Below are 20,898 nucleotides of genomic sequence, written 5' to 3'. Positions count from 1 at the left end.
CTGCATCATGTGATAGCCAGCCTCCCTGCCGCCCCGCACCTTCCATGCAAATCCAAAACTGATTGTCGATTTCCCCCTTCGCTGTTCGTCGTAGTCATAGAGCGCCGGATTCATTCCGCCTCCCACCCCTCCGACCCAGCAAAGGACCCCCCATGCCCATCTCGCCAACCCCCACATCCCCCCACTACCGCTGGCTCATCGTCGCTGCCGGCGGCTTGCTCGGCTGCGTGGCCATCGGCGGCCTCTTCTCCCTCCCGGTGTTCCTGCGTCCCATCGCCCAGGACACCGGCTGGTCCACCACCGGCATCTCCACCGCCATGACACTCGCCTTCATCGCGCTCGCGGTCGGCAGCATCGCCTGGGGCTCGCTGTCCGACCGGGTGGGCCCGCGCAAGGTGGTGCTGGCCGGCTCGCTGCTGCTCACCGCCGGCCTCGCGCTGTCCAGCCTGGCGACGTCGCTGCTGGCCTTCCAGCTGTTGTTCGGCGTGGTCGTGGGCTTCAGTGCCGCGGCGATCTTCGCGCCGATGATGGCCTGCGTCACCGGGTGGTTCGACACGCGGCGCAGCCTGGCGGTGTCGCTGGTGTCGGCCGGCATGGGCATGGCGCCGATGATCATGTCACCGCTGGCGGCCTGGCTGGTGCAGACGCACGACTGGCGCACCTCGCTGCAGATCATCGCGGCCCTGGTGGCCGCCCTCATGGTGCCGGTGTCGCTGCTGGTGCGCCGCCCGCCCGCGCTGGCCCAGGCGCCCGCGGCTGCGCCCTCCGGCGCCGCGCAGGAGCCGGCCCTGTCCGTCGGGCAGGCCCTGCGTTCCACGCCCTTCCTCATCCTGGTGCTGACGAGCTTCCTCAGTTGCGCCACGCACTCGGGGCCGATCTTCCACACGGTGAGCTACGCCGTGACCTGCGGCATCCCGCTCATGTCGGCCGTGTCGATCTACAGCATGGAAGGCCTCGCGGGCATGGGCGGCCGGCTGGTGTTCGGTCTGCTGGGCGATCGTTTCGGCGCCGCGCGCGTGCTGGTGCTGGCGCTGCTCGCCCAGGCAGTGGTGGTGCTGGGCTATGTGTTCGCTCGCCAGCTGGGCAGCTTCTACGCCGTGGCCGCGCTGTTCGGCTTCACCTATGCAGGTGTCATGCCGCTGTTCGCCGTGATCGCCCGCGAGCACTTCCCGCTGCGCATGATGGGCACGGTGATCGGCGGCACCACCACGGCCAGCAGCCTGGGCATGGCGCTGGGCCCCGTGGTCGGCGGGCTGATCTACGACTCGACCTCCAGCTATGCATGGCTGTTCATCGGCGCGTTCTCGCTGGGCGTCGGCGCCTGCCTGTCGGCACTGGCGTTCACGCGGCTGCCCAGGCGGCAGCCGATGATGGCCTTGGCGTGACGCGGCCGTCCCGGGGGAGGGCAGCGCGGCGGCATACTCGTGCACCCCCGCTCTCGCCCCGGAACATGACCGCTGCCGAATGCTCCGCTCCCGAGCGCCGCGTGGTGCCCAGGGCACTCGCATGGTCGCTGGTGCTCGCCGGCCTCATGGCGGCAGCGTCGCCATCTCGCGCCGATGTGGTCGAAGACCTCGTGCAATTGCCAAGCGCCGGTGACGCGCGCCTGCCGGTGTTGGTGAGCCGCGACGAGAGCCGGCCACCTGTCGTGGCGGCCGTGCTCTTCAACGGCGGTGGTGGGGCCGTGGGCCTGCTGCAGCGCATTCCCCGCCCCGGCGGAAATTTCCTCGTCCGTTCACGCGCGCTGTTCGCGGTGCGCGGCGTGGCCACGGCCGTGATCGACGTGCCCACGGACATCGCATCGATGAGCGACGCCTACCGGATGAGCCCGCGCCATGCCGACGACGTCCGTGCCGTCGTCGGCGAACTCCGGCGGCGCTTTCCGGCCTTGCCGGTGTACCTCGTCGGCACCAGTCGCGGCACCGTCTCCGCGGCTTATGCGGGTGCGGCGCTGGGAGATGCGGTGGCGGGCGTCGTGCTGACCTCCACTGTCTTCAACGCCACCCGAGGCGGTGCCGGCGTCTCCGGCTTCGACTGGAACACCATTCACTCGCGCTTGCTGTTTGTCCACCATGCCGACGATGCCTGCCAGGCGACGCCATACTTCATGGCCCGGCGCGTGGCGTCGGGGCGCACGCTGGTCAGCGCGCACGGCGGCGACGCCCCGCGCTCGGACCCTTGCGAGGCCTTCAGTGCCCATGGCTACCTCGGCATCGAGGCGCCGGTGGTGGGCGCCATCGTGCAGTGGATGCGCGGCGAGGCACCGCCCAAGGACGTGCCTTGAGGCTTGTTTTTCAGGAGACCCCATGTTCGACCACGTCAAGTTCGGCGTCAGCGACTACGAGGCCAGCAAGGCCTTCTATCTCAAGGCGCTCGCGCCGCTGGGTGTGACTGCCGGTTCCGAAGGGGACCCGGCCTATGGCATCGAGCTCGTCTGCGACAGCGGCGTGTCGCTGTGCCTGTTCAAGACCACGGAGAAGCCGGCGCACCTGCACGTGGCCTTCGCTGCCCAGAGCCGCGAGCAGGTCGATGCGTTCTATCGCGCGGCGCTTGAGGCGGGCGCCAAGGACAACGGCCCGCCCGGCCTGCGTCCGAAGTACCACGCCAACTACTACGCGGCCTTCGTCATCGCGCCGGATGGGCACAACATCGAGGCGGTGTGCCACAAGGCGGAGGGATGAAGATGCGTGGGTGATGGCTCCGTGACAACCCGCTGAAGGTTGTTCGCAGACGACCGGCGCCGTCAAGACGGGGCTGCGCCACTCACGGGGATGGGTCTGCCTTCGTCGTCGAGTTCGACCACGCGCTGCTCCTGCGGTACGCCGGCCTCGATGCTTGTCATGCCGATGGCGCGGTGCATGCTGTCGAGAAGGCGCTGCTGATCCGGCGTGGGCTCTTCGCCGAGCGCTGCAGGATCAAGCAGGCCCACCTCGACCATGCGCCGGGCGAAGGCGGCCGCCTCCTGGATCGCGCGCTGCCCGCCGGCGGCGTCACCGGAGCGGAACTTCTCGAACCCCCAGCCGATCGCCGCGGAGAGCCCGCGCCCGATCCAGGCCGAAAACACGAGGTTGCCCAGCGGCAGCACCACCGAATAAGCACTGAAGGCGCGTGTGTCGTTCGCGATGGGATTGCGCAGTGCGGCGTTGATGCTCATCGTGGGTATCAGCCAGGCACTGAGCGCCACCCAGTCCTGGAAGCCCTTGGAGACGTCGTGGGCGTCCTTGTTGGGGTCCATCGTGATCCCCGACAGGAAGCAGGCCGTGAACACGTCGTCCGCCGCCATGTCGGCGACGGCGATGTCCTCGCCGAGAAACGTCATGATGGCCGCGGTGTTGATGGCGATCGCCGCGGCGCTCCCGATCGCCTTGGGCACGAAGTCCTTGTTTGGAAGCTTCTGGTGAGGATCGCCCGCAGCCTGGGCGAACAGCTTGGTGATGTCTTCCATCGCGGACAGGATGTCTGACTTCTTCGCATTCGCGCCACGGGTGATGATGCCGTCAGCGTCTCGGAATGCGGAGGTGAAATCGGTGATCTGCTCGTGCAGGACTCGGCCGGTGGTGCGGTGCCTGCGCAACATGTCGAGCGTGCCGGGGTCGGTGGCGGGCGTAGGCTTGCCATGGACCTGATTGCGAACGCCTTTGACCATCCCGCGCACCAGCTGCGGCCCCCAGAACGCCGCGACCAGCAGCGCAAACGAGGCGAAGATGATCCCGACGTTGTAGGCGGTGCTCTCGGACAGGGCCTTGCCAAGCTCTGTCCGGGTGGCGTGCGGTGTCAGGAGCAGGGCTTGCTCGATGTTCGCCCAGAGCCGGTTCTTTGCCACGTCGGTGACGGTGGACATGCTCGTGGTCGCACGCGCCACCTCGCCGAGGACCACCGTCGCCGACTTGGTCGTGGAGGCGAGCAGCAGGGCGAAGCTGCGCCGTTCCTGAGGATCGGCCAACATCGTCAGCGCCACCGGGTAGGCGGCCAGCGCCAGGAAGACGCCGACCAATGCCATGCGCGCGCCGATGCTGCCATCGACCTGATCGATGACCTGGCGCAGGTTCTGCGACGCCGAGCTGAGCTGGTGGTGCACGTCAGCATCGAGATGCGCCGCGTGAGCTGCAAGGTCCGCGTCGATCTGGTCGACCCAGCGGCGAGCGAGGGTTCGTTCGGTCGCCAATTCGCCGAGGTAATTGCGGTCGTCGCCGCGCTGCAGAAGCTGCACGATGTCCGTGCCCTGGGCGAGGCGCCGCAACTTGCTCAACGGAGCGCGCGGGCCGAGCACGCGTTTCGCACGCTCCAGATGCGTCTCCGACAACGTTGCGCCGATGGCCCGATCGATGGGAAGGGGGCCCGAATGGTCACGGGGCCGCAGTTGCAGGGCCTGGTGTTGTGCCGGCGAGGCACCGGTCGTGCCCCGCTCGGGCTGCTGCATCTCGATCTCGTCCCCGCCGGTCGGGCTCTGCGGGACGAAGGGCGATTTGCCGATTGGGCGTGTCATGAAGTGCTCAGCGGATGGCGCCGCAGGAGTTGGCTCGTCTGCGAAAGGATGTCAGAAGAGCCAAGTCCGGCCAAAGAAGGAGACCGGCTGTCGATATGCGAAGGGCGTCCCTCGGAAGTGGTGGCGATGCATGCAGCAGGTCATGCAACATGACACTGACCAGCCACATCGCGCCAGCGAGACACCGCCTGCTTCGGGCGCATGGTCCACGCGCTGCGTCCGCTGAGCGTGAAATGACTCACAGCCTGCTCAGGAAAGCCTGGATCCCGGCATGAAGCATGCTTCGAGGTGGGGGCTCGACAACCAAATGTAAGCCCGAGTCGTTCGCCACTCCATGTGCCAGTTGTTCGCACTCAACAGCAATGCACCGACCGAGGTGACGTTCGCGTTCACCGGATTCTCCGCCCGCGGTGGCGCGACCGGCGAGCATGCCGACGGCTTCGGGCTGGCCTTCCATGATGGCGCGGCCTGTCGTCACTTCGTGGATGACGGGCGCGCCAGCGACGCTGCGCTGGCCTGCTTCCTGCGCCAGCACGCGATCCGCGCACGGACGGTGCTCGCGCACATCCGCAAGGCCACGCAAGGGTCGGTGCAGCTGTCCAACTGCCACCCATTTGTGCGCGAGTGGCAGGGGCGGCACTGGTCGTTCTGCCACAACGGCGACCTCAAGGATTTCCACCCCCGCATGAACGGCAGCCACCTGCCGGTCGGTGACACCGACAGCGAGCGGGCGTTCTGCTTCATGCTCCAGGAGCTGCGCCGCCGGTTCCGCCGCCGCGTGGCGCCGGGCTGGCAGGTGCTCGCCCCGGTAGTTGCCGAGCTGGCCGCTGACATTTCTCGCCACGGGGTGTTCAACTTCGTCCTCTCCGACGGACAGGCGATGTACGCGCACGGTGCGACGCGGCTCCACGCCGTGCAGCGCAAGCACCCCTTCGCGACGGCTCACCTTGTGGACCGTGACCTGGCGCTCGACCTGGGCGCCGCCAACGGTCCGCACGATCGCATGGTGCTGGTGGCCACCGAGCCCTTGACCCGCAACGAGCCCTGGGCGCCGTTTGCCGAGGGTGAGTTGCGTGTCTTCGTCGACGGCGAGCAGGTATGGCAGGCTGCGCCCAAGCGCCTTCCCGTCAGGGTCGAGTCGGCACGCGGGGCCCCTGCCATCGCCTCGGTCCTCGCTGCCTGAGCGACCCTCCGGAAGCGCCGCTCCCAGGGACATCGCCTCGGGCGCGCGCCGGAAGTGACACTTTCCGCCATGATGGGCGCTGGAGCGCGCAGCGACACTGCGCGAGTTCATTGCAACCACGCGACCCATGGCAGGCACCACCCCACGCATCCTCGAGCGGCTGAATTCGCTTCCCAACGACCGTCTCGCGGGCATCCGTCGTGGCGTGGAGAAGGAGTCGCTGCGCGTGCTCACCGACTGCCACCTGGCGCTCACGCCTCATCCGGCGGCGCTGGGCTCGGCCTTGACCCACCCGTGCATCACCACCGACTTCAGTGAGTCGCAGGTCGAGCTCATCACCGGCGTGCACGGCAGCGCCGAGTCCTGCCTGGAGGAGCTGACGCGCATCCACCAGTTCGTCTACCGGGCGATCGAGGACGAGCGCCTGTGGGTGGCGAGCATGCCCTGCCGCCTGCCGCCCGACGCGCAGATTCCGATCGCCCGCTATGGGACGTCGAACATCGGGCGCGCGAAGAGCGTCTACCGCGTCGGGATCGGCCACCGCTACGGCCGGCGCATGCAGACGATCTCGGGGATTCACTACAACTGGTCCATGCCGGGCATCGGCACGGCCGACTACTTCGCGCTGATCCGGAACTTCCGCCGTCGCGCATTCCTGCTGATCTACCTGTTCGGGGCCTCGCCGGCCGTGGACGCGAGCTTCGTCGCCGACCGGCAGCACAGCCTGCAGCCGTTGGCCGAAGGCACGTTCGGACGGTTGCACGCCACCTCTTTGCGCATGGGGCGCCTGGGCTACCAGAGCAACGCACAGGCGGCGCTCGCCGTCAGCTACAACTGCCTCGAGAGCTATGCGGCGTCGCTGCACGAAGCGATGGTCCGGCCTTACCCGGCCTACGAGGCCATCGGCGTGCAGGGTGACGACGGTGAATACCGGCAGCTCTCCACGACACTGCTTCAGATCGAGAACGAGTTCTACGGCACCATCCGGCCCAAGCGGGTGATCAACAAGGGCGAGCGTCCGCTTCATGCGCTGCGTGAGCGCGGCGTCGAATACATCGAGGTGCGCTGCATGGACCTCGACCCCTTCGTGCCGGTCGGCATCGCGCCGGCGACAGCCCGGTTCCTCGACATCTTTCTGCTGCACTGCCTGCTCGCTGACAGCCCGCCCGACACGCCGGATGAATGCGCCGCGCTGGCGCGCAACCAGGAGGCCGTGTCCGCGCGTGGCCGTGAGCCCGGGCTGCGGCTGGAGCGCGACGGGCACGAGGTCAGCCTTGTGGAGTGGGGCCAGGAGCTGCTCGACGAGTTCGTCCCGATCGCGGCCCGGCTCGACGCACGTGTCGGTGGAACGGATCACCACGAGGCTCTCGAGGCCGCGCGCGCGGCGCTGGCGGATCCGAGCAAGCTTCCGTCAGCGCGCGTATTGGCGGCGATGGCGACCGAGTTCGCAGGCTCGCACCTCGACTTCGTCCGCTCGTGCAGCGAAGCAACACGGCGGGCCTTGCTGGGGCTCGAATGGTCAGACGCCGCCGCCGGGCATTTCCACGCGCTCGCCGAGGCATCGCGTCGCGAGCAGGCCGTCGTCGAGGCCTCGGACCGGCTGTCGTTCGAGGCCTTCCGGCAGCACTACCTTTCGCCGCGGCAATTGCAGCCCTAGGCTGGTCCGGCCAATCGAATGTCCGCAGTTTTTGCCCATGCAACTACAACGGAAAGGCGTCGATGCCCGGCCCTGCGGCACCGGCTTGTGACGGCGTGCGGGCCACGTTCATCAGCCACGAGACCATCGCGAAGTAGCCGATCAGGGTCGTGAGTTCGACCACGCCTTTCTCGCCCCAACGGGCGAGCGCGGACTGGTAGGTGGGATCGCTGACGCCATGGCTGCTGAGCAGTTCCTGTGCGAAGTCGAGGGCGTCTTCTTCATCGGCGGCGAGGTGGCGAGGCCGGGCACCCTGGCGCAGCGCCTCGATGGCCTGTGCCGACACGCCGGCCTTCACCGCCAGCGGCGCGTGCATCACCCACTCGAACTGGTTGCTCACATGGCGGGCCGCCACGCAGATGGCGAGCTCGCGAACCCTGGCGTCCAGCGAGCTGTGGAACCGCAAGTGCTCGCCCAAGTTGGCGACGCGGTCGAGAAGCTGCGGACTGCGCATCAGCGGCACGAAGGGGCCATAGACGCCCTTGCGCGGGCCGTCCAGCAGTGCCTGTGCCGCGGCGCGCTGTGACTCATCCAACGCCTGCGCAGGCGGCATGGGGAGGCGCTCGGCGGCGCCGCGGGTGTAGCCCTGGGGAAGCGAAACGGAATCAGCCATGGCGAGTCATCTCCAGCGGTGGTTGTTCGCAAGCGGTGCGCCACAGCCAGGCGCCCGTGGCGAGCAGGCCCGCGGCGCCCGCCGCGAGTGCAATCGACAAGCCCTGCGGGCCGGTGCGCAGCAGCGGTGCCGAAACGATGGGCCCGGCGATCTGGCCGAGCGCGAAGGCGGCAGTCATGCGGCCGACGAGCCGCGCGACATGCCCGTGAGCGCGGGCGCGCATCTCCTGAACGCCGGCCAGGGTGATCACCATGAAGGTCCCGCCCACCAGCAAGGCCGACATGGCGATGGTCCAGAGGTTCACCCGCAGGGCGGGCAGCAGCACGCCCAGGCCCATCAGCAGCTGGCAGGCTGCCCAGGTCTTCAGGCGCGTCGCATCCCGCAGCAGCCGCGCGGCGAACAGCGTGGACAGTGCCGCCGTGCAGCCGAAGATCGGCCAGGCGAGGCCGAACACGCGAGGGTCGTCGACCGCGGTGCGAGCCAGCATGGGAAGGAAGGTGGCCGGCAGGATGTAGCCGAATCCCATCATCCCGTAGCAAACCACGAGACCGCGCGTGCCGAACGCCTCGGCATCCGACCCGTCGGCCACGGCTGGCGCCGGGGCCGCGTCCGCGCGCGGCGGCAGGCTGGCGATGGCGCGGAAGGCGGGCAGCCCCAGCAACAGGGCCAGGCCGCCGAGTTGCAGCCACAGCGGCGCCGAACGGACACCTGCCGCGGCTGCGAGCAGGCAGTGCAAACCGGCCAACGCGATGCCACCGCCGACACCGGCATAGACCCAGCCGCTCGCGCTGCCGGCCCCCTGCTGCGCGAGCGCGCCCAGGCACCACACGCTGGTCGAGACGAAGACCCAGGCCGACGCGGCACCCGCCAGGAAGCGAAGCGGCAGCCAGATCGCAGGCAGCGGCCAGGCCATGGCGACGGTCAGGATCGAGGTTGCCAGCAGCGCCAGCACGGCCATCGTCCCTGCGCGCAGCGGCAGGCGGGCGGCGCTGAGCGCGCCCGCCAGGTAGCCCGCGTAGTTGGCGGCGGCCATCCAGCCGGCCTGCGCGACGTCCAACATGCCATCAGACAGCATCAAGGGCAGCACCGGCGTGAAGGCGAACCGACCGATGCCCATCGCTGCGGCGAGGCTGAGCGCTCCGGCCAGGGCCAGCGTGGCAGGTGCGATGGGGCGCTCTTGGCTTGTCATGACCACCCATTGCATCGAAAATCGAAACGACGAACAAGTGAATTAATCTGGAGAACTGTTCTCGCCATGAGAAGCATCGACCTCGACAGCCTGGACATCTTCCGCACCGTGGCCACCGAAGGCGGCGTGCTCCGGGCGGCGCACAAGCTCAGTCGCGTGCCCTCCAACGTCACGACGCGCATCAAGCAGCTCGAGCAGCGCCTGGGCCGCGCGCTGTTCCGAAAGCAGGGCCGTGGCCTGGTCCTGTCTCCGGAAGGCGAGCTGCTCCTGTCATATGCACAGCGCCTGTTTCGCCTTGCCGACGAGGCAGAGAACGAGCTGCGCACGGGCCGCCCGATGGGCGTCCTGCGCATCGGGTCGCTGGAGAGCACAGCCGGCAGCCGGCTGGCGCCGGTTCTGTCGCGCTATCACCGCCAGCACCCGAGCGTCGTGGTGGAACTGAGCACGGGCACGACCGGCAACTTGCTGCAGCGCGTGGCCCAGTTCGAGCTCGAAGCGGCCTTCGTTTCCGAGCCTTTCACCAAGGGCAGGCTGTCCGGCCTGAAGGTTTTCGAGGAAGAACTCGTGCTGATCACTGCACGCGAGGTGACTGGGGTGCGGCGCGCGGCAGACCTGGCGGGCATGAGCATGGTGGCGTTCGCTACAGGCTGCTCCTATCGCAAGCGACTGGAGGACTGGCTCGGTGCCTCGGCATTGATGCCCTCGCGGACGCTGGAGCTTGCTTCGTACCAGGCCATGATCGCGTGTGTGGCGGCCGGAACGGGCTTCGCGATCGTCCCACGCTCGCTGCTGATGTCCCTCAAGGCCGCCAACGAGGTGAAGCAGCATGAGTTGCCAGCCCGCGTGCGCCGCAGTCACACCCACCTGGTGTGGAACGGCACTCCTTCGACCGCCCTGCTGCGTCTGCAGGAACTCATCGTCGCGCAATGATCGGCAAGGTGGCCGAGCTGCGCGGGCTGGCGCATGGGAGGGGGGCTAGGGTCCCCCAACCCGCCCGGCCAGCAGATCTGCAAACCGCACCCCGTCCGGCAAACCTTGAATGATGTCCACCGAATCCTCCGTGCCCGCTTCGGTCGTGCGCCACCACAGCGTGCGACCGTGCAGGCCCGAGGCCAGGACCTGCGCGGCCACGCCATGCAGCCAGTGCGACAGGGGCGAGCCATGAACCAGCCGCAGGTGCTGCGCCTGCGCGTCGTGCTGCGTGGCGAGCATCGGCCCGCGACCGGGCGTGGGCCAGGGCGGCGCATCGCGCAGCGCGGCCTCCAGCGCATCCACTGAGCCCTGCGAGTCCTGCAAGGTCAGCACCGCCGCATCGGCCAGGTGCTCGTACCAGAGCTCCAGATGATCCAGCGCGATCCGGTCTTCCGGCGGCTTCATCCGAGGGTGCGCGATCAGCAGCGGAAAGTACCGGCCGACGCTGTCGCAGCTGGGCATCAGCAGGCCGAACCACCACATCGAATCCACCACGCCGGGCGCCCAGGCGAAGCGCAGCACCGGTGCCGTGAGGTACACCTCCAGCCAGCGTTCGCCCAGAGCGACACGGCTGCCTTGCATCGCGCTGGACAGCCACGTATCGCAGGCCTGCATCCATGGCACCGGCAGGCGGCGCTGCGCGAAGTCGCCAAGCGAAGACAGCTTGCCGTACCAACCCGGCACGTCGCGCGCAGCGCCAGCCGCAGCGGCTTCGGGCATGGTCATCACAAGCCCGACGGACAGGAGAATTCGTTCAGCTCGCGCAGCTGGAACGGGTTGTGCACGCTGCTGGCGGTGACTTCGAACACCGCCTTGCGGCCATCGACGTTGAAGGTGGCCTTGAAGCGCTCGGGCACGTTGGTGCCGGTGATGGTCACGCGGTCGAAGAGGCGCAGCAGCGCCCAAGGCCCCTCGTACACCATGCCCGAGGCGCCTGCGTTCAAGGGCGGGCTCACCTGCACCCGCACCTGCGAGGTGCCGCGCGGACCTGGCCACTGCACGCTGGCGGGAATCTGCGGGCCGTGGTCGTAGCGCACGATCTGCCCGTCCACGTCGAGGATGAACTGCTTGAGCGTCGCATCCATCTCCACCGGCTTGAACTGCAGGCGCAGCGAGGGCACGTTGCCGGCAGGGAAGAAGGTCTCGCGGATGGCCTGCGCACGCTGGAACTGCGGCAGCGAGCCGACATCGGTACCAAGCGGTACCCCATCCACCGCGCGGAATCGCCAGGGCCGCGTGGTGGTGTCCACGTAGGCGGCGAGCTTCTGCTGGAAGAGCTGGTCGATCTTGCCGCCCGGCGCGAACATGGTGGCGAAGTCGGCCTGCGTGGCGTCGCGCGGCGAGGCGCGGTCCAGCGGGTAGCGGCCGGCCAGCGCCTGCCGGCAGAACTCGCCCACCTGCGACTTCACCTCGTTGCCCAGGTTCTGCCGCACCAGCACCTGCGCGACGTGCGCGCTGCTTTGCGAGAGGTTGTCCATCATCGAACGCAGCGGTTCGGGCAGGCGCGCGGCCTCGGCCTTCACCTTCAGCGGCACGGGCGATGGCGGCGGCGCGGCACCGCCCTTGACGGCGTTGTCCACCGCATTGAGCAGCACATTCACCTCGCCGATGAGCGCGATGGTGTCGTCCAGCGGCGGCTTGCCGCCCGGCGGCGCTTCGACCAGGCGGCGCAGACCGACGAAGCGGTCGTCCACCAGGCTCTCGATGGGCGGGCCGGCATCGGCCTTGCGCGAAGCGAGTGCATCGGCAATGGCTTCGCGCGAACGCTTGAGCGCATCGTTGGCGCGGTCGGTGGTCTTCTCCACGATGTTCTTGTTGTTCGATGCCAGTAGCGTCGTCTCGCGTGCCATGGCGCGCATCAGCGGCGGCAGCGGGCTGTCGGGCGCGGAGAGCAGGCGCGACATCTGGATGGACTGCGACAGGCTGGTCTGCGGCTGCAGCTTCACGTCGGCGATGAAGGCCTCCCAGATGGCGGCGTATTCGTTGAGGTAGATGCGCCGCACGTCGTTGACCAGCGGCTCGCCGGCGCGCACGGTGGCGGCCGCGTCCTTCGGTGTCTCCGCGATGCCCAGCACCCAGGCCTGTTCCTCGGCCAGCTTCTGCGCCACGCGCGGCACTTCCTTCTGGAAGCCGCGGTGGTAGCCGTCGTACGAGAAGAGGCCCGGCACGCCCTTGGTCAGCGGCGCGTTGCTGGCGCGCGTGAACACGAGCGCCGCGTTGTTGCCGGCCGCGCGCACCACGGTGAACTCAGGGAAGTCCGCGCCGAAGCCTTCGTGTCGCATGCGGTTGTAGATGCGCTGCGCCAGCGGCACCGAGGCCAGGCGCTGGCGCTGGAAGTCGATGAGCCCCTTGTCTTCCGGCAGCGGCGACACGGCGGCGCCTTGCGCGAGCAGGGCATCCAGATGCTCGCTCAACTGGCCGCGCTGCTCGACCTCGATGGAGCGGCCGAGTTGCGCATCCCAGTCCGCCTCGACGTAGCCTTTCAGTGCCTGCGCCTCGAAGTGGTCCACGTCGTGCAGCATCACGTAGGCCTTGAGCGACTCGTAGTCGCTGTCGGCCGCGTTGCCGGCCTGGCGCAACTGTTCTTCCACCCGCAGGCCGATGCGCGGCAGCACGGCATCCACCAGCATGCGGTCGTAGGCGGTGCGCGCGGCGTTGTCGAGCTTGGGGCCCTGGTACAGGCCGAAGCCCAGCTTCCATGGCACGTCGTCGCTGGTGCCGGCGAGCGCACGTGTGGCGGCCAGCGCGGGCACGATGGGCAGGATGTCCGGCGAGGCGCGGTTTGGCGTGGACTGCACCAGCCGGCGCACGTCCTCCACCCGCTGGGCCACGCCGTCGACGTAGCGGCGGTTGTTCATGTAGCTGAGGGTCCAGGCGCTCGCGAGGCCCACCGTCAGCACGCCCACTGCGGCATAGCCTGCGATGGCCAGCACCTTGCGCCGCCGTTCCCACTTCAGGTCGATGCCCGCCAGCCCGCTTTCGGCGAAGACCACCTCGCCCAGCAGGCGCGAGAGGAAGTAGCTCTTGCCGCTGGACTGGTTGGGCGAGATCAGCGCGCGCTCCAGCCGGTAGCTGCGCGCCACCGCGCCCAGCACCCGGTCGATGGGCGTGCCTTCCTGCGTGCCGCTGACGAAGTAGACGCCACGCAGCATCGGCTGCGCTTCGTAGGGCGAGGGCGAGAAGACGGTGTCCAGGAATTCCTGCACCACGCCCTTGAGCCCTGCGAACTGGCCGGGAAAGCCGTAGACCCGGGCACGCCTGAGCGGGTCGCGCTCGGATTGCAGGCGTTCGACCAGGCCGTTGTTGAGCCGGTGCAGCAGCGAATCGAACTCCGGGCCGAAGCGCTGCAGCGCCGCGGTGCCGGTGTCGGCCAGCGCGAAGGTCATGCCCCAGGGCGTGGCGCGCTGGTCCTTGTCCAGCATCGAGAAGTAGTCCATGAAGCCGGCGAGCAGGTCCGACTTGGTGACCAGCAGGTAGATGGGAAAGCGCAGGCCCAGGTCCTGGTGCAGCTCCTGCAGCCGCTGGCGCACGGTGGCGGCATGCTGGTGGCGCTCGCTCGCACTGCGCGTGAGCAGGTCGGTGATGGACACGGTGACCAGCACCCCGTTCACCGGCTGGCGCGGGCGCGTCTTCTTCAGCAGCCCGAGGAAGCCGCCCCAGGTGGCGCGGTCGTTCTCGCGGTCGCTGTCCTGCGTGGTGAAGCGGCCTGCGGTATCGACGAGTACCGCCTGGTCGGTGAACCACCAGTCGCAGTGGCGGGTGCCGCCCACGCCGCGTACCGCGTGGTCGCCCACGTCCTGCGCCAGCGGAAAGCGCAGGCCGCAGTTGTGCAGCGCCGTCGTCTTGCCCGAGCCGGGCGCGCCGATGATGAGGTACCAGGGCAGCTCGTAGAGGTACTGCCCGCCCAGGCGGCCGGCCCAGCCGGAGAGCAGGCCCTGCTTGCCGAAGCGTGCGCGGCGCAGTGTCAGCAAGGCCTGCTGGAAACGCTGGCGCACGGCGGCGAGGTCGGGGCTGTCGGCTTCCTTGCCGCCACCGGTGGCGGCCGGTGCCAGCAGTTGCTTCACGACCGCCGCATTGCCCCGGCGTGCACGCCACTGCTTCCACGCCATGAGGGCCACCACCAGCAGCGCGAGCACGCCGATGGACATCCAGCGCGAGAACTCCGTCTCCAGCGGGCGGGCGTCGGCGATGGCCACCAGCGGCCCGACGATCCAGATCAGCAGCGACAGGGCGAGCAGCAGCAGCGCAATGAACACCCAGCGGTTGAAGATGAGGCCGAGGATCTTCTTCATGGCATCAGTTGCTGGCCGGCTTGGCGGCAGGCTTGGCGGCGGCGTCGGTGCGGCCGCCCACGAAGAGCGTCACCTCCACGCGGCGGTTCATCGCGCGGTTGCCGGGGCTGTCGTTGGGCACCACCGGTTCCGCATCGGCCCGGCCTTCGGCGCGGATGCGGTCGGCCGCCACGTTGCGCGAGACCAGCAGGTCGCGCACGGTGCGGGCCCGTTCTTCCGACAGGTGCCAGTTCGACGGGAAGCGGGCCGATCGCGCGATGGGCTGGTTGTCGGTGTGCCCGGTGACCAGCACATTGCCGCTGACCTGCGCCAGCGCATCGGCGATGCGGCCCATCAGCGCCTCGCGATCGGGCAGCAGCGAGGCGCTGCCGGTGGCGAAGGCGCCGTCGCCGCGGATGGTGACCACGCTGCGGTCGATCTCGTCGCGCACCGCGACCAGGCCGGCCTTGATGTCGGACTGCAGGAACTGTGCGAGCCTGGGTTTGGGCGCCGGCTGCGGCTGCGCCACCACCGGCGGCGTGAGGCGCAGGCTCTGGATCTGGCCGTACACCGGATCGGACCGTGCACCCAGCGAGAACGCCAGGCTCAGGTAGACCGCCATGAGCAGCAGCGCCGCAGCCGCGGCGGATGCGACCAGCGGCAGCCAGCTCGCCATGCCGCGGCGCGCAGCAGGGTGTGCATGCCAGTGCTGCGCGAGCGCAGGGGCATGGTCGCCGCGCTGCTGGCGGATGATCTGCGCGAGCTTGTCGCGCACGGCTTCGAGCTGCGCGCGGCCGTTGGGAACCACGCGGTACCGGCCTTCGAAGCCCAGCGTGAGCGCGCAGAAGATCAGCTCCAGCAGGTCGAGGTTCTCGCCGGGCTTCTCGGCCAGGCGGGCCATGAGCTGGAACACCTTCTCGCCGCCTTCGGTCTCGTTGTGGAACATCGCCAGCAGGCTGTGCCGAGACCACGCGCCCGAGCCGCCCCAGGGTGTGTCGTTGGCGGCCTCGTCGATCATCGTGCACAGCACGTAGCGCGCGGCCATCACACGCTCGGCGGCGATGCCGCGCTGCGTGGCGCGCGCGGCGAAGTCGCGGATGCCCTGGGCCAGCGCGTTGCGCAGCGCGGCGGGGTCGTCCACATGCCGGGTCGCGCGCAGCTGCGGCACCACCAGCAGCATGCGGTTGGCCAAGGCCACCAACGGGTTCAGGCCGTCGTCGGGCGGGGCCGTGTCCGCTGTGCCGGCATCGGCCGGCGGGACCGTGGCTTCCACCGGCCGCGTGATCGTCGTGCGGCCGCCGGGGTTGGGCTTGATGAAGGTGCGTTGATCGTCCAGATCGGCGAACGGGTCGTTGATCGGGGACGGGTCCGTGGCGGAGCGGGGGGCGGCGTGGTTCATTGCCGGATGGCCCACAGCTCGAGTTCAAGCGCCGGGAATTCGCCGCCCACGTGCAGCGCCAGGCTGCCGCTGCGTTCGAGCTGCTTCCACAGCTCGCCGCCGCGGTCGAGCTCGAAGTAGTGGAAGCCCGCGTGGAAGGGCAGTTGCCGCGGTGCGGTGGGCAGCGGGCGCAAGGCGATGCCCGGCAGGTGCAGGTTCACCAGCTCGCGCAGGCGCTCGGCCGGCCCGAGCTTGGACTGCGCCGGGAAGCGCGAGCGCAATTGCTCCGCCGGCATCTGCGCATTCACGGCCAGCACGAAGTTCGAGCTGCGGGCGAGGTCGGCATCCGGGAACACCGCCATGCGCACGCCGTGGCTGCGGTCGGCCAGGTCGATCTGCATCGCATTGCGCTCCAGCACCGTGGACATCATGCGGCGCAGGTCGGCGATCACCGGCGCGAAGCTCGCATGCAGGTCGTCGTGGCGGTACAGCGGGTACTCCGGCGCCTGGCGCTTGCTGCTGGTGAAGGTGGCGAGGTCGCCGGCCAGTTGCACGCAGGCGAGGTACAGGTCCAGCGGATGCGCGGTGGGCGCGAGCGCATGCTGGCGGAACACCGGCTCGGCGCGGTTGAGCGATTGCAGCATGAGGAAGTCGGCCATCTCCGACACGCCGTGGCTGAGCTGGCCCATGCGCCCGGCCAGCGCGGTGCTGCGCTGGCGGATGAGCCCGTGCAGCAGCGAGGCCTGCATGGACAGCTGCTGGCTCGCATCGATGCGCGTCTGCGGGGCGATGTAGTCGCGGTCGATGACCACCTGGTGGTCGCTGCGCCGCTCCACCACGCGCGCCACGCCCAGCAGCGCGTAGCCGTCGCTCGCGTCCTTGGCGCGCAGCAGTCGCAGGCACAGCGAACCGGTCTGCACCGGCTCGGGCTCGTCGGATGCATTCGTGTGGTCGCGCAGGTCTTCGGTCACTGCCTGCCAGCGGAAGAGGTCGGCCGATGCGGTGTCGTCGAAGCGGACTTGCGTCACGCCTTCGCGCGCGAGCGCCACCGCGAGGTAGACGATCTCGCCCTTCAGGTCGGCCGGCACGTCCAGCGCTGCCGGCTGCGCGTCGTGCTGCGGGATGGAGAAGGGCGTGCCGTCGGGCAGGATGCCGCTGGCGCGGCTCAGGCCCAGCCGGCCCACGGCCAGCAGGCTCTCGTCCAGCGCGAGCTCGAAGAAGCCCCAGGCGTGCGGGCCGGTGGCGCGCAGCCGCATGTCCAGCGTGTAGTCGACGTGGCGCGACTCCTGCTGGAAATGGTGCGGGAGCATGAACATGCCCTGCGACCACACGACCTTGCTGTGCAGGCTCATTCGCGTTGCCGCCCCGTGTCAGTTGCTGAGCGCGGCGTCGACCGCGAGGTCGCCCGCCCGGATGACGAGCTTGAACTTCTTGCCGGGCTGGACGGCGACGACGCTGCGCCAGGTCGCGTGTTCGATGTCGCGGTAGGCGGCCATCACGCCGAGGAAGCGCGTCTCCGGCGCGAGGGTCTTCGCATAGGGTTTGGTCTCGCCGGGTGCGAGGACGAATTCATCCTTGCCCAGCAGGTCGGCCGACAGCTCGGCCTGGTCGCGCTGGTACAGCGAGATGAAGTCCGCCGCATTGAATGCCGCGGCCGACTTCAGCTCATAGACGCGCACCAGCAGCGGCGACGGCCGCTTGCTCGCGCTCGGGTTCACTTGGGCCGAGGCCTGGATGGTGCCCGACACCTGCGCCGGCTTGGGCGGACCGCTCGCGCAGGCGGCCAACCCGACCACCAGGCACGCTGCCGCCGATTTCCAGCCCACGGTTTTCACGGTGCAGTTCTCCAGCCGTCCGGAAAACAGCATAGCCAGGAGGGGCGGCGGTGGATCGTGACTTAGGTAATCGCGGCGGGGGTTGCGGTAGGCTTGGGATGTTCTTTTCGGGGGAGACCTTTCATGAAAGAGAAGGCGCGCTCATTGGCTGTCCGCGCACATGGAGATCAGAAGTACGGGGAGCACCCGTATGTGGTGCATCTCGACGATGTGGCTGCGCTGGCTCAGCCCTACGGCGAAGTGGCCGTTGCAGTGGCATACCTGCACGATGTGGTCGAGGACACCACTGTCGGCCTCGCGGAGGTGGAAGACCAGTTCGGAAAGGCGGTGGCGGCCTGTGTTGCCTTGTTGACCGACGAACCGGGTGCAAATCGCAAGGAGCGCAAGACAAAGACCTGCGCCAAGCTGGCACAGGTCCGCGCAGACAACGAAGTGGCGTTGGTGGTGAAGGCAGCGGATCGCCTGGCCAACGTCCGTGCCTGTGTCACGGACGGCAAAAAGGGGCTCTTGTCGGTCTACCAAGGAGAGCACGCGGCATTCAGGCTTGCAGCCTTTCGGCCCGGGCTCTGCGATGCGCTGTGGATTGAACTGGATTCGCTGCTGAAGGATGGGACGCCCGATGCGCGCCGGTGAAATCCTGCTGCCCAGTAACTTGCAGCAGTACCTCCACGCGCACATTCCACTTTCCGCTGCGATGCAGGTCTCTGTGCTGGAACTCGGCATGGACTTCGTGCATCTGGCGGCTCCATTGGCCCCCAACATCAACCACCGCGAGACGGTCTTCGGCGGCAGCGCATCGGCGGTGGCCATCCTCGCGGCGTGGTCGCTGCTGCATGTGCGCATGCGCGCGGCGGGTGTGGACAGCCGCCTCGTGATCCAGCGCAACACCATGGACTACGGCTTGCCCATCGACGGCGACTTCACGGCGAGGTCGTCGCTGGCGCAGCCGGAGCAATGGGGCTTCTTCCTGCGGATGCTGGCGCGCAAGGGCAAGGCGCGCATCGAAGTGGTGTCGGTGCTCGAATGCGCAGGAACTGTCGTCGGAAAACTCTCCGGCGAATTCGTGGCGCTGGGCAAGTCGGCGAAGGACTGATGAAGAGCGGGGCACAACGCCGGGCCGAAATCCTGCATCGTCGCGGTGTCCGGCGCACGGCCGAACGTTCCGATGCGGTGAAGGACCAGGCCTTGCGTGCGGCCAAGGAGCGGGCCGCCTTGCTGAAGAACCAGGTGGTCGTCAACGTCGACAAGCTGCGTCCCACCAACAGCTTCGGCACGCCAGACTTCGTGGCTCGCGGGTTTTATGCGGACCGGCCGTTCAACTGCAAGACCTGCGCATCGCCCCAGGTCTGGACAGCAACCCAGCAGCGCTGGTGGTATGAAATTGCGCAGGGCGATGTCTGGACGGTGGCTGTCTTGTGCCGTCCCTGTCGGCGGCGCGAGCGTGAGCGCAGGAACGACGCGCGGGAGGTTCATCTGGCGGGTCTGGCGAAGAAGGCATCGAAGCGTTGAACGCTTGCCGGCAAGGCGCAACGGGTTGCAACCAGCGCGCCGTGAGGCGGGTACCCATGCATAAGATCCGGGCTTTGCTACAAACAATCTTCAGGGAGAAGATTCAGATGCGCATCCGACACACGATCCTCGTGATCGCTGCCCTCACTTGTGCCGCGCCCTGCTTTGCGGACGGCTTTGTCAACGTCTACGAGATACCGTCCAGTGTCTCCTTGAACGTCATCACCAACCAGCTGTACCACGAGCAGCTCAACAAGACGCTGCACCACTGGGACAACTACGAGGCGGAACAAAAGAGGAAAAGGGCTGCGGCCGCCGCCGGCCTTCCTCCGGCGCAGGCTACCGGCGCGGGCATCGCAGAGCTGACGAAGAATCTTCCCAAGGACCAGGCCGAGAAGGGCCGGGCCGCCTACAGGCAGGCGTTCGAGTTCCACGAGCAGGTCATCAAGAAATTCGGCCTGCACTCCGGCGACCTGGGTGTCGCCATGGCCAGCTGCATCGCGGGTGCCTGGATGGCGTACCACAACAAGCCTTTCCCGGACGAGCACTTCCTTGGCCTGGTGAATCAGATGCGGCAGCTTGTCGGCAGCAACGATGCCTTGAGGTCGGTGTCGGCGGCCGAGCGCAGCAGCACCTACGAGAGCCTGGCCGTCACCGGAATGATCCTGGCCAGCAGCCAGATCACCTGGCAGCGCAATCCGCAGGCCGCAGGCGCTGACGATCTGCGCCTGCGCATGAGGCAGCAGGGCGCGGACACCTTGACGCGCATGCTGCAGATCGATCCCGAGCGCGTGGGCATCGGAGCCGCGGGTGTGTATGCCTTGAAGGGCTGAAGCGCCTTCGGGGGCCTCAAGCGTGAGCCGGCCTTCCTGCCACCACCTCTCGCAGATGCGCGGTAATCAGCGACTCCAGCTGCTGCACCACCGCCGTCGGCGAGGCCTCGGCGCGATGCAGGTCGAGGCCGATGGCCGGCAGGGCGGGCATCCCGTCCAGCAAGCGCAGCGACGCGGGCACGCCGATGGCGGTCCGCACGGTCACGCCCAGGCCGGCGTCGACGGCGGCCCACACCCCCGCGAGGCTCGGGCTGGTGAAGGCGATTCGCCAGGGGATGCGGGCGCGTGACAGGGCGGCGACCGCGGCGTCACGCATCAGGCAGGGCGCCTCCAGCATCGCCAGGGACAGCGGCTCGGCAGGCGAGGGGGGTGCGAGGGATGCGTGGCGCGCACCGATCCAGCGCAATGGAAGCCGGCCGACGCGGGTTGTGTGAGGCATGCGCTTGCCACCGTTCCAGGCGAGCGCGAGGTCCAGCCGGTGGCGTTCCAGCTGTTTCAGCAGCTCCGAGTTGCGCGCCAGCTGTGCTTCCACACGCACGCGCGGATGTGCCCGCCCGAAGCCGGCCAACACGCGGGCGAGCAGGCCTTCGCCGAAATCCTCCTGAAGTCCCAGCCGCACCTCGCCCTGCAGGTCCGCGCCGCGCAGCACGCGCTGGGCTTCGTCATTGAGTTCGAGCAGGCGGCGGGCGTAGCCGAGCAGCACTTCGCCGGCTGGCGTCAACGCCATGCCGCGTCCCGACTTGCGCAGCACCGGCCCGCCCGCCTGCTGTTCGAGCTTCTTGAGCTGCGCGCTCACGGCGGCGGTGGAGCGGCCCACGCGGTCGGCCGCCTTCGCAAAGCTGCCCAGTTCGATGCCGGCCACCAGGGTGCGCAACACGTCGAGGTCGAAGGTGGGATGGCTCATGGATTGTTTTGATACATCGAATGATTTGT

Annotated in this window: 19 protein-coding genes; 10 read left to right on the top strand and 9 right to left on the bottom strand. The window is 68.6% G+C overall.

Features of this window, described 5'->3' with window-relative positions:
* Positions 1–152: 152 nt before the first annotated feature.
* From DZC73_RS11250 to DZC73_RS11240, 3 genes are all read left to right on the top strand, one after another.
* Positions 153–1,385, top strand: coding sequence for an MFS transporter (locus tag DZC73_RS11250; protein WP_124540299.1), 1,233 nt, complete (start codon positions 153–155; stop codon positions 1,383–1,385).
* A 65-nt stretch (positions 1,386–1,450) separates the two neighbouring features.
* Positions 1,451–2,284, top strand: a complete 834-nt coding sequence (locus DZC73_RS11245; protein ID WP_124540298.1) for an alpha/beta fold hydrolase — start codon at positions 1,451–1,453, stop codon at positions 2,282–2,284.
* 22 nt (positions 2,285–2,306) lie between these two features.
* Positions 2,307–2,681, top strand: coding sequence for a VOC family protein (locus DZC73_RS11240; RefSeq protein WP_124540297.1), 375 nt, complete (start codon positions 2,307–2,309; stop codon positions 2,679–2,681).
* A gap of 62 nt (positions 2,682–2,743) precedes the next feature.
* Here DZC73_RS11240 and DZC73_RS11235 read toward each other — a convergent pair whose 3' ends face one another.
* Entirely contained in the window at positions 2,744–4,486 is a 1,743-nt protein-coding gene (locus DZC73_RS11235; RefSeq protein ID WP_124540296.1) for a hypothetical protein, read from the bottom strand.
* 334 nt (positions 4,487–4,820) lie between these two features.
* Between DZC73_RS11235 and DZC73_RS11230 the strand changes: the two genes are divergently transcribed.
* Positions 4,821–5,669, top strand: a complete 849-nt coding sequence (locus tag DZC73_RS11230) for a class II glutamine amidotransferase (protein WP_124540295.1) — start codon at positions 4,821–4,823, stop codon at positions 5,667–5,669.
* 127 nt (positions 5,670–5,796) lie between these two features.
* Positions 5,797–7,326: a glutamate--cysteine ligase gene (gshA, locus tag DZC73_RS11225; protein ID WP_124540294.1), complete on the top strand. Its 1,530-nt coding sequence runs from the start codon at positions 5,797–5,799 to the stop codon at positions 7,324–7,326.
* Between the two features lie 43 nt (positions 7,327–7,369).
* Here the strand turns inward: gshA and DZC73_RS11220 are convergent, their stop codons facing one another.
* Positions 7,370–7,978 (bottom strand): carboxymuconolactone decarboxylase family protein, encoded by a 609-nt coding sequence (locus DZC73_RS11220; RefSeq protein WP_124540293.1) that lies wholly within the window; start codon positions 7,976–7,978, stop codon positions 7,370–7,372.
* Positions 7,971–9,167: a YbfB/YjiJ family MFS transporter gene (locus DZC73_RS11215; RefSeq protein WP_124540292.1), complete on the bottom strand. Its 1,197-nt coding sequence runs from the start codon at positions 9,165–9,167 to the stop codon at positions 7,971–7,973. The genes DZC73_RS11220 and DZC73_RS11215 overlap by 8 nt, the downstream gene beginning before the upstream one ends.
* Before the next feature lie 66 nt (positions 9,168–9,233).
* On the opposite strand from DZC73_RS11215, the gene DZC73_RS11210 reads away from it, so the two are divergent.
* Positions 9,234–10,097 (top strand): LysR family transcriptional regulator, encoded by an 864-nt coding sequence (locus DZC73_RS11210; RefSeq protein WP_124540291.1) that lies wholly within the window; start codon positions 9,234–9,236, stop codon positions 10,095–10,097.
* Positions 10,098–10,142: 45 nt separating this feature from the next.
* Here the strand turns inward: DZC73_RS11210 and tagF are convergent, their stop codons facing one another.
* The 5 genes from tagF to tssJ are packed head-to-tail and all read right to left on the bottom strand — an operon-like array spanning position 10,143 to position 17,623.
* Positions 10,143–10,865 (bottom strand): type VI secretion system-associated protein TagF, encoded by a 723-nt coding sequence (gene tagF, locus DZC73_RS11205; RefSeq protein ID WP_124540290.1) that lies wholly within the window; start codon positions 10,863–10,865, stop codon positions 10,143–10,145.
* Positions 10,865–14,431 carry a type VI secretion system membrane subunit TssM gene (gene tssM, locus DZC73_RS11200; RefSeq protein ID WP_124540289.1) on the bottom strand — a complete coding sequence of 1,189 codons (3,567 nt, stop codon included), beginning with the start codon at positions 14,429–14,431 and terminating at the stop codon, positions 10,865–10,867. The genes tagF and tssM overlap by 1 nt, the downstream gene beginning before the upstream one ends.
* A gap of 4 nt (positions 14,432–14,435) precedes the next feature.
* Positions 14,436–15,809, bottom strand: coding sequence for a DotU family type VI secretion system protein (locus DZC73_RS11195; protein ID WP_124540288.1), 1,374 nt, complete (start codon positions 15,807–15,809; stop codon positions 14,436–14,438).
* Positions 15,806–17,140: a type VI secretion system baseplate subunit TssK gene (gene tssK / locus DZC73_RS11190; protein WP_124540287.1), complete on the bottom strand. Its 1,335-nt coding sequence runs from the start codon at positions 17,138–17,140 to the stop codon at positions 15,806–15,808. The genes DZC73_RS11195 and tssK overlap by 4 nt, the downstream gene beginning before the upstream one ends.
* An 18-nt stretch (positions 17,141–17,158) precedes the next feature.
* On the bottom strand, positions 17,159–17,623 hold the full coding sequence (gene tssJ / locus DZC73_RS11185) for a type VI secretion system lipoprotein TssJ (protein WP_161974536.1): 465 nt from the start codon (positions 17,621–17,623) through the stop codon (positions 17,159–17,161).
* Between the two features lie 123 nt (positions 17,624–17,746).
* Here tssJ and DZC73_RS11180 point away from each other — a divergent pair, with 123 nt between their 5' ends.
* The 4 genes from DZC73_RS11180 to DZC73_RS11165 all read left to right on the top strand — a co-directional run bounded on the left by DZC73_RS11180 (position 17,747) and on the right by DZC73_RS11165 (position 19,965).
* Positions 17,747–18,256, top strand: coding sequence for an HD domain-containing protein (locus tag DZC73_RS11180; RefSeq protein ID WP_124540285.1), 510 nt, complete (start codon positions 17,747–17,749; stop codon positions 18,254–18,256).
* Entirely contained in the window at positions 18,231–18,716 is a 486-nt protein-coding gene (locus DZC73_RS11175) for a thioesterase domain-containing protein (protein WP_328589500.1), read from the top strand. Before DZC73_RS11180 ends, DZC73_RS11175 begins: the two co-directional genes overlap by 26 nt.
* Positions 18,717–18,808: 92 nt before the next feature.
* Complete coding sequence (locus tag DZC73_RS11170; RefSeq protein ID WP_235835077.1) at positions 18,809–19,132, top strand: zinc-ribbon domain containing protein; 324 nt, start codon at positions 18,809–18,811, stop codon at positions 19,130–19,132.
* A 107-nt stretch (positions 19,133–19,239) separates the two neighbouring features.
* A complete protein-coding gene (locus DZC73_RS11165) occupies positions 19,240–19,965 on the top strand; it encodes a DUF6683 family protein (protein WP_124540282.1) in 726 nt (241 codons plus the stop codon).
* A gap of 16 nt (positions 19,966–19,981) precedes the next feature.
* On the opposite strand, the gene DZC73_RS11160 is transcribed toward DZC73_RS11165, so the two are convergent.
* Positions 19,982–20,869, bottom strand: a complete 888-nt coding sequence (locus DZC73_RS11160; protein ID WP_124540404.1) for a LysR substrate-binding domain-containing protein — start codon at positions 20,867–20,869, stop codon at positions 19,982–19,984.
* Between the last annotated feature and the right edge of the window lie 29 nt (positions 20,870–20,898).

The sequence above is a fragment of the Rhizobacter terrae genome (assembly GCF_003852895.1).
GTDB classification, from domain to species: domain Bacteria; phylum Pseudomonadota; class Gammaproteobacteria; order Burkholderiales; family Burkholderiaceae_C; genus Albitalea; species Albitalea terrae.
The sequence above is the reverse complement of the archived record's forward strand: the minus strand, read 5'-3'. Positions and strand labels throughout refer to the sequence as shown.